At 36.0% G+C, this 12,398-nt stretch carries 11 protein-coding genes and 2 pseudogenes; 1 reads left to right on the forward strand and 12 read right to left on the reverse strand.

Annotated features, from left to right (window positions below; translation table 11 throughout):
* Both ACIQ1E_RS11690 and ACIQ1E_RS11695 read right to left on the reverse strand, forming a co-directional pair.
* A partial coding sequence (locus ACIQ1E_RS11690) for a hypothetical protein (RefSeq protein ID WP_396171485.1) occupies nucleotides 1–701 on the reverse strand: 701 nt, incomplete at its 3' end.
* Between the two features lie 118 nt (nucleotides 702–819).
* A complete protein-coding gene (locus tag ACIQ1E_RS11695) occupies nucleotides 820–1,638 on the reverse strand; it encodes an N-acetylmuramoyl-L-alanine amidase-like domain-containing protein (RefSeq protein ID WP_396171486.1) in 819 nt (272 codons plus the stop codon).
* Between the two features lie 34 nt (nucleotides 1,639–1,672).
* On the opposite strand from ACIQ1E_RS11695, the gene ACIQ1E_RS11700 reads away from it, so the two are divergent.
* Complete coding sequence (locus ACIQ1E_RS11700) at nucleotides 1,673–2,203, forward strand: GNAT family N-acetyltransferase (RefSeq protein WP_396171487.1); 531 nt, start codon at nucleotides 1,673–1,675, stop codon at nucleotides 2,201–2,203.
* A 150-nt stretch (nucleotides 2,204–2,353) separates the two neighbouring features.
* Here ACIQ1E_RS11700 and groL read toward each other — a convergent pair whose 3' ends face one another.
* The 10 genes and pseudogenes from groL to ACIQ1E_RS11750 all read right to left on the reverse strand — a co-directional run.
* The gene (gene groL, locus ACIQ1E_RS11705; RefSeq protein WP_396171488.1) at nucleotides 2,354–3,982 is read right to left on the reverse strand and encodes a chaperonin GroEL; all 1,629 of its coding nucleotides are present in this window, start codon (nucleotides 3,980–3,982) and stop codon (nucleotides 2,354–2,356) included.
* Between the two features lie 84 nt (nucleotides 3,983–4,066).
* Nucleotides 4,067–4,342: a co-chaperone GroES gene (gene groES, locus ACIQ1E_RS11710; protein WP_396171489.1), complete on the reverse strand. Its 276-nt coding sequence runs from the start codon at nucleotides 4,340–4,342 to the stop codon at nucleotides 4,067–4,069.
* 138 nt (nucleotides 4,343–4,480) lie between these two features.
* On the reverse strand, nucleotides 4,481–4,822 hold the full coding sequence (gene secG / locus ACIQ1E_RS11715) for a preprotein translocase subunit SecG (protein WP_396171490.1): 342 nt from the start codon (nucleotides 4,820–4,822) through the stop codon (nucleotides 4,481–4,483).
* 3 nt (nucleotides 4,823–4,825) lie between these two features.
* Nucleotides 4,826–5,677, reverse strand: coding sequence for a tetratricopeptide repeat protein (locus ACIQ1E_RS11720; protein ID WP_396171491.1), 852 nt, complete (start codon nucleotides 5,675–5,677; stop codon nucleotides 4,826–4,828).
* An 81-nt stretch (nucleotides 5,678–5,758) separates the two neighbouring features.
* The gene (locus ACIQ1E_RS11725) at nucleotides 5,759–6,262 is read right to left on the reverse strand and encodes an LptE family protein (RefSeq protein ID WP_396171492.1); all 504 of its coding nucleotides are present in this window, start codon (nucleotides 6,260–6,262) and stop codon (nucleotides 5,759–5,761) included.
* Between the two features lie 201 nt (nucleotides 6,263–6,463).
* Nucleotides 6,464–7,732: a sigma 54-interacting transcriptional regulator gene (locus ACIQ1E_RS11730; RefSeq protein ID WP_396171493.1), complete on the reverse strand. Its 1,269-nt coding sequence runs from the start codon at nucleotides 7,730–7,732 to the stop codon at nucleotides 6,464–6,466.
* A gap of 93 nt (nucleotides 7,733–7,825) precedes the next feature.
* Nucleotides 7,826–8,197, reverse strand: a complete 372-nt coding sequence (locus ACIQ1E_RS11735; protein ID WP_396171494.1) for a GxxExxY protein — start codon at nucleotides 8,195–8,197, stop codon at nucleotides 7,826–7,828.
* 80 nt (nucleotides 8,198–8,277) lie between these two features.
* Complete coding sequence (gene miaB, locus ACIQ1E_RS11740) at nucleotides 8,278–9,723, reverse strand: tRNA (N6-isopentenyl adenosine(37)-C2)-methylthiotransferase MiaB (protein WP_396171495.1); 1,446 nt, start codon at nucleotides 9,721–9,723, stop codon at nucleotides 8,278–8,280.
* Between the two features lie 275 nt (nucleotides 9,724–9,998).
* Nucleotides 9,999–12,085, reverse strand: a pseudogene (locus ACIQ1E_RS11745) (beta-N-acetylhexosaminidase).
* Nucleotides 12,048–12,398 (reverse strand): annotated as a pseudogene (locus ACIQ1E_RS11750) (glucosamine-6-phosphate deaminase); the annotation flags it as partial. The pseudogenes ACIQ1E_RS11750 and ACIQ1E_RS11745, both read right to left, overlap by 38 nt.

The following is a 12,398-nucleotide window of genomic DNA, read 5'->3' on the forward strand; positions in this document are numbered from 1 at the left end:
ATTTTCACAGAGTAAGTTTCATTCAAATCAGGAGTCAATTCCAATTTTCCGTAACCCATTTTGTTGGTAAAGAAAGTTGTGATGGTTGCACCTTTCGAATCTACCAAAAATCCCTCCATAATTTGTATTCCAATTTCGTTGCAATCTTTGATTTGAATGCCAATAGTATTGTTGATTCCCTTAATAAAAGCGCCACTTTCTGGGTTGAAATTTATGGATGCAGTACTGAAATCGGCTTGATCAGATTTGAATTGGTAGGAATCCTTCTGGTTAATAATTTCTATGGTTTGAACAAAAGATTCGTCTTCCATAAAATTATTCATCCAATTGGTATAGAAATGAAAATGGTATTTTCCAGAAGCTAATTTTTCGTCCAAAGTCACAATATCATCAAAAGTTCCTAGCGTAGTGTACAACAACTTTCGCTGAATCACTTCGCCTTGGGCGTCATAAATGATCAACTGTACATTGGTAGTGTTCAAATTGGGGACACTACTTTGTTTATTGAAAACATATCCTTTAAACGCAATATTTTCGTTAGAGATATAAATTGTTTTGTTGAATTGTACGTGAATATTTTCTCTCTCGAAATGAAAATAATCTTCTAAATTGGTTTTTATTTTTTGTGGAATTTCTGCATTTTGAGAAAAGAGTAGCGTTCTTGTGAGTAGGATTAGAATAATGCTAATTGCTTGTTTCATTTGTGGGGTTTTATTGTACTAGCAAAGTACAAAATTTTTCAAAGTAACTTTGTTTTTTTTTTAAGAAAAACCTTGTGTTTTTTTATAATCATTTTTTGAAAGACAGTATCTGCAATTTCTACATAACCCTCAATACCATAATTCCCGCATCTTTTTTGATGCCTTGCAGGTATTCTGCTAATGGTTTTTCTGAAATGACCACTTTTTTGAGCGAGGATGAAGCGTGAAGCAAATGTATTCGACCGTTTACAAGAATTGCTATTCCTACGTGGTTGCAATCCAAATCTTCAATTGTTGAAGTCATTGCAATAAAATCGCCTTCTTTTATCTTGCTTTCTACAGAGGCTACTTTTGTTTTTTCTATTTGTGATAGCGGCTTTTTATTGATTTTTTTCTCGTTTTGGGCAATCGTTTTTAAGGTTTTTTCATCATTAATCTTGGGATACAATTTCTGATTTTTGCTCATAAAATGAACTTCTTTGCTGGTGATTTCGCCGCCAATTTCAAGGGTTATATCTTTAATATAGTTGTTTTTTTCAGCTTGTCGTACCCATTCTGTAAAATAATGCAGACGCGAAGCATAACCGTCTATTTTGTTATTTCGATAACGTAATTGTGTCAAAATATCTTGAAAATCTTTGTAAGAAGTGGAGTTTTTCTTTTTGGTAAGATACAATGCCAAAACATTTTCATCAAAAGTAAAGCAGTCTAATTCGCTTAAATTGCATACTAATTGTTCGGTCTCATTGATTTCCAAAGTGGAGGCGACATAAGGAATTTCTAGAAAACTTTTGGCAATTTTAATGATACTTTCTGAAGGGGTTGAAGCTAATTCTATCTTATTTTTTTCAAGAAAAATGGCTTCATCTTTGGTTTGAGAAAAGATAGGGAAAGCGAGAAGACCAAATAAAATAGCGGAGAAAACTTGATTTTTCATGGTAGGAATGTATAGGATTTCAAAGCTACAAAAAATGATTATATTTGAGCGAATTCTAGTTCAAAGACTTATGAAAGCTATTGAAAAAATTACAATCGAAAAAACTACAAATCAAGATGATTTTGATTTTTGCGCCTTGATGATGGCAAAATCGGATCCGTGGATTACGCTAGAAATGGATTTCGATTTGTGTGGTCAAGCCTTTAATGGCCAATCAAAAGAAGTTTATCTCATTAGAATAAATACTGTAATTGCTGGATTTGTAATTCTTCAGATGGAAGGAACTTTCAAGGGATATATTCAGACGATTTGTATCAATAAAGACTGTAGAGGAAAAGGACTTGGTAAAAAACTTTTGACTTTTTGCGAAGAGCGTATTTTGAAAATTTCACCCAATATCTTTATTTGTGTTTCCTCCTTCAACACCAGAGCACTTCAGCTTTATACGGGTTTTGGTTTTAAAATCATTGGGAAATTGTCCAATTTTATCAAAGAGGGATTTACAGAGATTTTGCTTTGGAAGACTTTTGGTGCCAAAATCGGCTATCAAAATCCTAAAAAATAATCGAGGATTTACACTCTAAACGCAAAAAACTCCGAAGCTATAAACTCCGGAGTTCTTTAATTTTAAACTTCGTACTTCGTATCTCGTACCTGGTATTTCGTACCTTGTTCTCGTATTTCGTACTTCGTATTTCGTACCTCGTACTTTAGATTACATCATTCCTGGCATACCTCCGCCCATTGGTGGGTGAGATCCGCTTTCTTCTTTGATGTCAACTAAAGCGCATTCGGTAGTCAAGATCATTCCGGCAACTGAAGCAGCATTTTCTAAAGCCACACGAGTTACTTTTTTAGGATCTATGATTCCTGCTTTTAGCATATCTACATACTCGTCCGTTTTGGCATTGTAACCAAAATCTCCAGAACCTTCAGCCACTTTTGCAACAACAACAGATCCTTCCAATCCAGCGTTTTCAACAATGGTTCTCAAAGGAGATTCTACTGCACGAGAAATAATTTTGATTCCAGTTGCTTCATCAGGATTGTCTGCTTTCAAGGCTGCAAGGGCGTTTTTAGCTCTCAATAAGGCAACTCCACCACCGGCAACAATTCCTTCTTCGACAGCAGCACGAGTAGCGTGAAGCGCATCGTCAACTCTGTCTTTTTTCTCTTTCATTTCTACTTCAGAAGCAGCACCAACATAAAGAACAGCAACACCTCCAGCTAATTTAGCTAAGCGTTCTTGCAATTTTTCTCTGTCATAATCAGAAGTTGTCGTTTCCATTTGACCTTTGATTTGGTTGACGCGATTTTTGATCATATCAGCTTCGCCTGCACCGCTTACAATTGTAGTATTGTCTTTGTCGATGGTTACTCTTTTTGCAGTTCCCAACATTTCGATAGTTGTGTTTTCAAGAGTATACCCTCTTTCTTCAGAGATTACAGTTCCGCCAGTCAAGATAGCGATGTCTTCTAACATTGCTTTTCTTCTGTCACCAAAACCTGGAGCTTTAACAGCTGCAATTTTCAACGCACCGCGTAATTTGTTTACCACCAATGTAGATAAAGCTTCTCCGTCAACGTCTTCGGCAATAATCAATAATGGTTTTCCTGATTGCGCTACTGGTTCTAAAACGGGTAACAATTCTTTTAAAGAAGATACTTTTTTGTCATACAAAAGAATATATGGATTCTCTAATTCAGCTTCCATTTTTTCCGCATTGGTCACAAAATAAGGAGACAGATAACCTCTGTCAAACTGCATTCCTTCCACAACATCTACATAGGTGTCAGTTCCTTTGGCTTCTTCCACAGTGATAACCCCTTCTTTTCCCACTTTTGCAAAAGCATTAGCGATCAATTCGCCAATCACTTCGTCGTTGTTAGCAGAAATAGAAGCAATTTGTTTTATTTTTTCAGAATCACTTCCAACTACTTTAGCTTGTTTGGCAAGGTCAGCAACAATGGCTTCAACGGCTTTGTCGATTCCGCGTTTCAAGTCCATCGGGTTTGCTCCGGCAGCTACGTTTTTCAAACCTTCTTTTACGATAGCTTGCGCCAAAACGGTTGCAGTTGTAGTTCCGTCTCCTGCTAAATCATTGGTTTTAGAAGCTACTTCTTTTACCATTTGAGCGCCCATATTTTCTAATGGGTCTTTCAATTCGATTTCTTTTGCAACGGTAACACCATCTTTAGTAACCGTTGGTCCACCAAAAGATTTTCCAATAATTACGTTACGACCTTTTGGTCCAAGAGTTACTTTTACTGCGTTTGCCAATGCATCTACTCCACGTTTTAATCCGTCACGTGCTTCAATATCAAATTTTATATCTTTTGCCATTTTTTTGTCATTGCGAGGAACGAAGCAATCGCATCCTCATTATTAATTTTTTTGTCTTAATACTTAATACTCAAATCTTAATACTTAGATTATCGCAAGAATATCGTCCTCACGCATTATCAAATAATCTTTTCCTTCTAATTTCAATTCAGTGCCGGCATATTTTCCGTAAAGAACAGAATCTCCAATTTTTACTGTCATTTGGTGGTCTTTTGTTCCATTTCCAACAGCAACTACAGTTCCTTTTTGTGGTTTTTCTTTTGCAGTATCGGGAATATAAATCCCTGAGGCAGTTTTTGTTTCAGCAGCTACAGGTTCTATTAGAACACGGTCTGAAAGCGGTTTAATGTTTAAAGCCATAATGATATAATATATTTTGTTAATAATTTGATGATATTCGGATTTCAGAAATTGTGCCAAGGGCAAAATACTGACATTTTTTCTTATAAAAAATGCCAGCTTTGACAGGCTGGCATTTAGTTTATTTTGATGTGCTAATTATTTTTTTGCTGCTGGAGTTGCCGGAGCAGGTGTTATTGGAGCAGGAGTTGCAGCTTTTGGAGCTGGTGCTTCTGTTTTATCAATTATTTTTGAATCAGGAGTTCCTAATGATCCTCCAAAACTTAAGCTTGAAAGTAATATCAGTCCAATTAATATGGCTCCTAATGTCCAAGTGCTTTTGTCTAAAAAGTCGGTAGTTTTTTGTACTCCACCTATTTGAGTTGATCCGCCTAATGAGGATGAAAGTCCGCCTCCTTTAGGGTTTTGAACCATTATTACTACTACAAGTAGGAAACAAACTATTGTTATTAATACTAAAAAAATCGAAAATGTGCTCATTGTTTAATTATTATTTTGTTGTAAAATCTTGATATCCGCGATTCGGTCTGCAAAGAAACTACTTTTTTCTGGATATTTCAAAATTAATATCTCATAAGCTTGAATAGCACGTTGATATTTTTTTTGTTCCAAATAAACTCGCGCTAAAGTTTCTGTCATTAAATAGGAATTATCTGTTTTATTGATGTCAATTTGAAAAGAAGATTCCGAGTTGGGTTTTATGGGTGAAATTTTAGGGCTAGCTTCGATAAATTTATCAATTAGCGCTGCTTTTTTCTTTTTGTCGTCCTCTAATGGGGAAGATGCTTTGTCTTCAGTAGTTTCTTTTTCTCTAACAATCGGCTGCGTTCTGGACAGCTGAAGCCATTCTTGGAAGGAATGTTTCTCGTTTTTAGAAAAGCCCAATGGTTTGCCAATGGCTAGGTTCTCTTCGGCTAGTTTTGTAGCGGAATCCTCTTCAACTGAAGCTGCTTCTTTTATTGTTGTAAGTATGGACTGTTCTAAGGTGTTTATTTTGGGTTCAAGTCGAATTTCAGGGATGATAACTTCATAATCGGTTACACTGATGTCATGTAATTCAAGGATTTTCTTGTCATACAATCCTTTTTGAATAGCAACAAAAGTATCGGATGTAATAAAATCAAATAAAACGGTTCTGTCGGTGGTATGCGAAGCCGTAACTTTCAAAGCGTAATTGTATCGGAAACTATTTTGATTGAAAAGTCCTTTCAATCGCATCGCTCGTGCACTTTGAAAATACGGAAATTCATCCAGCACTCTTCCCAAAGCGTCCGTTTGCTTCTCGTTGATAGCATCAGGTTTGTTAATTAAATAAGTATAATCGGTTACGTTCATTTTTAGTGTTCAGTATTCAGTATTCATTTTTAGTGTTCAGTGTTCGATTGCAAACTGAAAACTGCTATCTGCCAACTGGATTTACCATTTTGCCAAAGATTCGTTGAATATATCTTGTGTGATTCTTTCGAAAATAATTTTTACAGCGCTGTCGAGTGTTGGCCCACTAAGTTGTTGTGCGGCTGGATAATCGTAAAAAAACTCAAAGGTTTTATCGAAATTATCTGCTTCTTTATTCTTGTTAGTAAACTGGACTTTTACTCTAATAGTCAATCTGTTTTGCGCCGCTGTAATATCAGCAGTAGCCATCATCGGAGTAACACGGTAATCAGTAATTTCCCCTTCGTAGGTTAAATCTCCACCGTTTTTAACCAAGTTCAAATTCGTTTGATTTTGGATAAGGTCCTGCAAATTCAATGTGAAAGTCCTGTCGAGACCCGGCTGAACCAGTTCGGCGTTGTTTGGAAAGAAATTCACTTGAAAGGTTTTGGCGTCAATTTTGCCTGTTCCTGTAAAATTATATACGTTACAACTGTTTGTCGTACAGATTAAAATTAGAATTAAAAAAAGATGTGTTTTTCTCATAATATGTTTAATAAATTCCAATTTTGAAATTCCAAATTCTAATCATTTTTAAAATGCCAAACTTTTAAAATGCCAAATTCCAATCATTTAAACAATGATTTAATTCGATTACAAATATACTATTTTGGAATTGGGAATTTATGTTTTAGGATTTCTATTTTTTTGGAATTTGGAATTTTATTTTTGGAATTTCAATTGTTTTTATAGATCAAATTGTTTTATTTTTCGATACAAAGTTCTTTCTGATATTCCCAATTCATCGGCGGCAGCTTTTCGTTTTCCTTTGTTTTTTTCTAATGATTTTTTAATCATTTCGATTTCTCTTTGCTCGAGTTTTAGAATTTCCTCTTCTTCAACGGTTTCAGCAAATTGAAAATCATCATCGTTTTCTTGAAAATTCAAACTCTCTTTTTGTCCTGCATATTCTTGCGAAAAAACTACATTTGATGGTTCCTCTTCGAATGAAATTTCACTTTCAGATTCTTTTGAACCGTATATTTTTTGAATTAAATTGGTGTTGATGTCTTGCACTTTTGCAGAACCATTTTTCATTAATTCCAAAGTTAATTTTTTCAAATCGTGCAAATCACCTTTCATATCAAAAAGTACTTTGTACAGAATATCTCTTTCGGTAGAAAAATCATTTTCGGCTTTGTTTTCCTTGATAACAGAAGGCAAATTACTGGCTTCGGCAGGGAGGTAGGATTGTAGAGTTGCCGCAGAAATGTCGCGATTGGTTTCTAAAACGGAAATTTGTTCGGCAACATTTCGCAGTTGACGAATATTACCACCCCAACGAAATTTTTGCAATAAGTGTACTGCATTATCATCTAATTTGATTGGAGGCATTTTGTATTTATGAGCAAAATCTGCTGCAAATTTTCGGAACAACAAATGGATATCATCTTTTCGATCGCGCAAAGGCGGCAAAGTAATATCTACCGTACTCAAACGATAATACAAATCTTCACGGAATTTTCCTTTTTCGATGGCATCAAATAAATTGACATTGGTCGCAGCTACAATCCGCACATCGGTTTTTTGAACTTGTGAAGATCCTACTTTTAGAAACTCTCCATTTTCGAGAATTCTCAATAATCGAACTTGTGTTGTCAAAGGTAATTCACCAACCTCGTCTAAGAAAATTGTTCCGCCGCTAGCCACTTCAAAATAACCTTCACGAGTAGAAGTTGCGCCTGTAAAAGAGCCTTTCTCGTGACCAAAAAGTTCACTATCTATTGTTCCTTCGGGAATCGCACCGCAGTTTACAGCAATATATTTCCCGTGTTTTCTATGCGAGAGCGAATGAATAATTTTTGGAATACTTTCTTTTCCAACGCCACTTTCACCCACAACCAACACCGAAATATCAGTTGGCGCCACCTGAATGGCTTTTTCTATCGCGCGATTGAGTTTCGGGTCATTCCCGATAATCTCAAATCGTTGTTTTATTGATTGAACTGTTTCCATAATGTTTAGCCACGAATTTCGCTAATTGGCACTAATTTTAATTTCACTTAATTATTTACTTCGTCTGTTCACTGTTGCTCGGGTCACGAATTTTTAAATTACAACTCTTTTATGTTGTAGAGATTTATGAGAAAAGTTTGCCAGAATTCCCAGCCCACTTTTTGTGATAGACATATAATTTAAAGTTTGAGTTATGTTTTCATCAACTAATAATTTTGTAGCTTTTACTTCTAGTACGATTTCATCATATACTATAAAATCTGCATAAAACTTCTTCTTTAATCGATGACCTTTATATTCAATTATAAATTCTTTTTCTCTTTCGTAAGGGATATTATGAGAGTCAAATTCAATTTCAAGAGCTTCTTTGTAAACAGCTTCCAATAGTCCTCCTCCAAGAATTCTGTGAACTTCCATACAAAGACCGATTATTTTATAATATTCTTCCTGCTTGTATAATTCCATAAATTACTATTTTTAAAATTCGTGTAATTCAAAAAAATAAAAAATTTGTGCCAATTCGTGTAATTCGTGGCTAAAAAAAATCAATTCATCTCGCTCAAACCAACCGCTTCCCCAATCAATGTTCCGCTAGTGCAAGAGGTGATTTTTACATTTACAAATTCACCTATTTTGTACCCCTCTTTTGGAAAAACTACCACAATACTTTGTGAATTTCTTCCAGACCAATCTTTTTCTGATCGTTTGGATGCTTTTTCCACTAGAACTTCTACTGTTTTTCCAACAAATTCTTGGGTTCTCATCGCGCTGTGTTCACGCTGTAAATCAACAATTTCTTGCAGTCTTCTCAATTTTGTTGGTTCTGGAACATCGTCTTCCATTTTGCGTTCAGCCAAAGTTCCCGGACGTTCCGAGTAGGCATACATATAACCAAAACTGTATTTCACGTATTCCATTAAACTCAAAGTATCTTGATGATCTTCTTCGGTTTCCGTTGGAAAACCAGCAATCAAGTCTTGGGTTATCGAGCAATCTGGAATAATTGAATTTATTTTGTCAATCAGAGTCATGTATTCTTCGCGAGTGTGCAAACGATTCATTTCTTTGAGAATTCTGTCGCTTCCTGATTGAACTGGCAAATGAATGTGTTTACAAATATTCGAATGTTTCGCAATCACATGCAACACGCTTTCGTGCATATCTTGCGGATTGGAAGTTGAAAAGCGAATGCGCATTTTTGGAAAACCAACCGCCGCCATTTCGAGTAATTGATCAAAATCAACTGCGGTGGCTTTTTGCATTTCTGAAGCGTTGGTGAAATCTTTTTTCAATCCTCCGCCATACCATAAATAACTATCCACATTTTGACCCAAAAGCGTAATTTCTTTAAAACCGTTGTCCCATAAATCCTGAATTTCCTTCATAATACTTTGTGGTTCACGACTACGTTCACGACCTCGGGTAAAAGGCACCACGCAAAACGTACACATATTATCGCAACCACGTGTGATGGAAACAAAAGCCGAAACTCCATTTGAATTCAATCGAACGGGCGAAATATCGCCGTAGGTTTCTTCTTTTGATAAAATCACGTTGATGGCATCGCGACCTTCTTCGACTTCGGCTAAAAGATTGGGTAAATCTTTGTAAGCATCAGGCCCCACGACAAGGTCAACAATTTTTTCTTCTTCGAGAAATTGACTTTTCAAACGTTCTGCCATGCAACCCAAAACACCCACTTTCATCTTAGTGTTGACGCGTTTTACGGCATTGTATTTTTCCAATCGTTTGCGAATCGTTTGTTCAGCTTTGTCCCGAATCGAACAGGTGTTTACCAAAACCAAATCGGCTTCTTCAAGGATTTGAGTGGTGTTATATCCGTTTGACGATAGGATCGAAGCCACGATTTCGCTATCCGAAAAATTCATTGCACAGCCGTAACTTTCTATAAAGAGTTTCTTGGTATTTTCGGGTTTATTTTCTAAAACTAGGCTTTCACCTTGTTTGCTTTCTTCAATAATCTTTTCCATAGTCACTTTCAAAAGTGTATTTTTAATAAGAAGGCAAAGTTACAATTATTTGGCTAAATATGACAAGTTGTCAGCCGAAGAATTAACAGTATTTTAAGTTTAATTAATTAGGCAGGAAAGGTCTCTAAGAAACAAAAAAAAACCTGGCTAAAAAAGCCAGGTTTATAATATCATTTTCTTGGATTCTAACACTTACTTCAAGCTTAGGAAAACAATATTTCACTCTAAACAAAACTAATCAATACTCAATTAACTAAACTTTTTTACTATCATTTTTATTCAGCCGAATTTAATTTTTTCAGGCTACTATATACTGCTAGCTCAACATCGGCATGATTTTTAGAATTGCATTTTTCTAATAAATCATTCATTATAGTTGGATTTACAGCTTGCTTTTTTTCTATTTTTAAAAGCAGTTGTTCCGACAAATCGCTTAAACTTTTAGATAAAGGCAAAAGCGGTTGAATAAGCGGCGCATTGGCACTTAATGCCATCAGTTTGGAATGGATATTGATCCATTTTTTTAAATAATCAGTAACCGCAATCTGGTTTTCGGTGCTTTTGTTTTTCAAATAATTGCTTACGACTTCATTAAAACCTAAGGCATCAACGGCATCGGGTGTACAAGCATCTGCAAATAAGGTAAAAGGGGAGTAGGTCTTATATTCAGTACCTCCAGCATTTCGTGAATACACTTTTAGCGGTTCGCAAATTTTTGAAAAATCCTCCAGAGCATCAGTTTTTTGATTGTTACTGATGTTGCGCAAAAGCACTCCTTTATTTCTAATATGAGTTATTCCTAGCGCTTCTAATTGAAAAGAAATAGCTTTCATTCTTTTGCGCAAACTGCTCATGTCAGTCACACTTTCATTAGACCATAATCTTTCGGCTATTGCTGAAGTTCTTGGCCAAATGCGTGAATCGATAGTCGTTGGGGTGACAAGTTCGCTCCACATTGTGGCTTCTCCGCCCAATATTCTTGCTTTTTCTTCAGCAGTCAATGTGATGTTTTTTGGCATTGGGTCAGTTGTATAATGATTTTCGACACCCAGCATCAGATCGATATAATAGCCATTCGACAACACCGTTTTGTAACCATTCTTGACTGCATTGGTCAAGGATTGTCCTGCTGGAACACCTTCGTTTATTCCTTTCCAAGAATGAATTATGGCGTCTTTCGAAAGGTCCTTGGTCATTATTTCTTCCCAACCCATTAAGGTTTTGTTGTGTTTTTTCAACATCGGAATCAATTGCATTGTAAAATAGGTTTGCAATTCGTGATTGTTGGCAAAACCATTTTTCTTTTTGAAATCCTGGATTTTTGAGTTGGAATCCCAATCTTTTCCTTCGTTTTCGTCTCCACCAATGTGGAAATAGTTTCCTGAAAACAAGGGGCAAACTTCATCGAAAATCTCGCCCAACACTTGATAGGTTTTTGGGTTTGATGGGTCTAATGTTGGTGTAAAAATCCCCGAATTTCTTTCGACAGCATAAGTTTTCTGATCAAAAATTATTCTACTTCCCACCTCTGGATAAACCGAAAGTATAGCCGAAGCGTGTCCGGGTACATCTATTTCCGGAACCACAAGAATACCTCTTTCATCAGCATATTTTACAATGTTTTTGATTTCTTCTTGAGTATAATAATTTCCGTCTGAAGCGAGTTGCGTCAGTTTAGGGTGATTTTTTAGTTCGATTCTCCAACCTTGGTCATCGGTTAAATCCAATGAAAAACGTTCATTTTCATCGCCGCCATGGCATCTAAATTTCTTTTGATAACATCTACAGGTTGAAAGTGGCGGGCCACATCGATCATCAATCCGCGCCAAGTAAATCGTGGAAAATCTGAAATTGAAGCCGCTGGGAAATAGTAAGAAGTACTATTGTTTTGTAGCAACTGTAGTAAAGTTTCCAAGGCGTGCATTGCGCCTAAATCAGAACTAGCGTTGATGTTTATTTTATCAGATTTAATTTCTAATTGATAGCTTTCATCCTCGTTTATTCCAATCTTTCCGTTTTGGACACAATTAATTTGCAATTGCGCTGTTGGAACTTCATTGGTTTTCGTTACAAAACCTTGTTCGAAAAATAGCCCGGTTCTCCCGTCTAATCTTCGCAAAAATTGTGTAGTTCTCGCGAAAATTCGAGGATTTGGATTGCCTATAATGTTTACTTTAAAGTTTTTGGTTAAAGCAAAATTACCTTCTGATAAATTGATTTTTTGAGGCCAAGGCATTAGGTGTAATGCTTCAGTTTTAATCTGAGCGTTGACTAAAATGCTTGACAGTAATAAGATGAAAATGTATTTCATTTTGTGTCGTTTTTTAATAATCAAAACGTTTGAAAGCTTCGATGGCTTCATATTCGGCTAGGCCTAATTCGTCATACAATTTTGCGGTGTGTTTGTTTCGGTCTTCTGCGCGTACCCAAAATTCTCTAGAATCGTTGCCTTGAAACATCACTCGGTCTTTTTGCGATTGGTGGTACAAAATAGCGTGTCTTTTGATGGTTACCTCATCAGGGCTCAATGGAACCGCCATATCGATTTCGTGTAAATCCCATTCGTGCCAAGCTCCTCGGTACAACCACAACCAACAATCACGCATATAAGGTTTTGATTTTAGCCTTTTCAAAGCGGCAAAAATAGCGTTCAAACATACTTCGTGGGTTCCGTG

The sequence above is a fragment of the Flavobacterium sp. genome (assembly GCF_044348915.1).
Classification (GTDB): Bacteria; Bacteroidota; Bacteroidia; order Flavobacteriales; family Flavobacteriaceae; genus Flavobacterium.

Bases quoted from the DNA above. Each gene is read 5' to 3' on its own strand.
- miaB (WP_396171495.1), bottom strand. From the start codon at position 9,723: ATGGAAAAGATTATTGAAGAAAGCAAACAAGGTGAAAGCCTAGTTTTA.
- groES (WP_396171489.1), bottom strand. From the start codon at position 4,342: ATGGCTTTAAACATTAAACCGCTTTCAGACCGTGTTCTAATAGAACCT.
- ACIQ1E_RS11735 (WP_396171494.1), bottom strand. From the start codon at position 8,197: ATGGAATTATACAAGCAGGAAGAATATTATAAAATAATCGGTCTTTGT.
- groL (WP_396171488.1), bottom strand. From the start codon at position 3,982: ATGGCAAAAGATATAAAATTTGATATTGAAGCACGTGACGGATTAAAA.
- ACIQ1E_RS11730 (WP_396171493.1), bottom strand. From the start codon at position 7,732: ATGGAAACAGTTCAATCAATAAAACAACGATTTGAGATTATCGGGAAT.
- secG (WP_396171490.1), bottom strand. From the start codon at position 4,822: ATGAGCACATTTTCGATTTTTTTAGTATTAATAACAATAGTTTGTTTC.
- ACIQ1E_RS11695 (WP_396171486.1), bottom strand. From the start codon at position 1,638: ATGAAAAATCAAGTTTTCTCCGCTATTTTATTTGGTCTTCTCGCTTTC.
- ACIQ1E_RS11700 (WP_396171487.1), top strand. From the start codon at position 1,673: ATGATTATATTTGAGCGAATTCTAGTTCAAAGACTTATGAAAGCTATT.
- ACIQ1E_RS11720 (WP_396171491.1), bottom strand. From the start codon at position 5,677: ATGAACGTAACCGATTATACTTATTTAATTAACAAACCTGATGCTATC.
- ACIQ1E_RS11725 (WP_396171492.1), bottom strand. From the start codon at position 6,262: ATGAGAAAAACACATCTTTTTTTAATTCTAATTTTAATCTGTACGACA.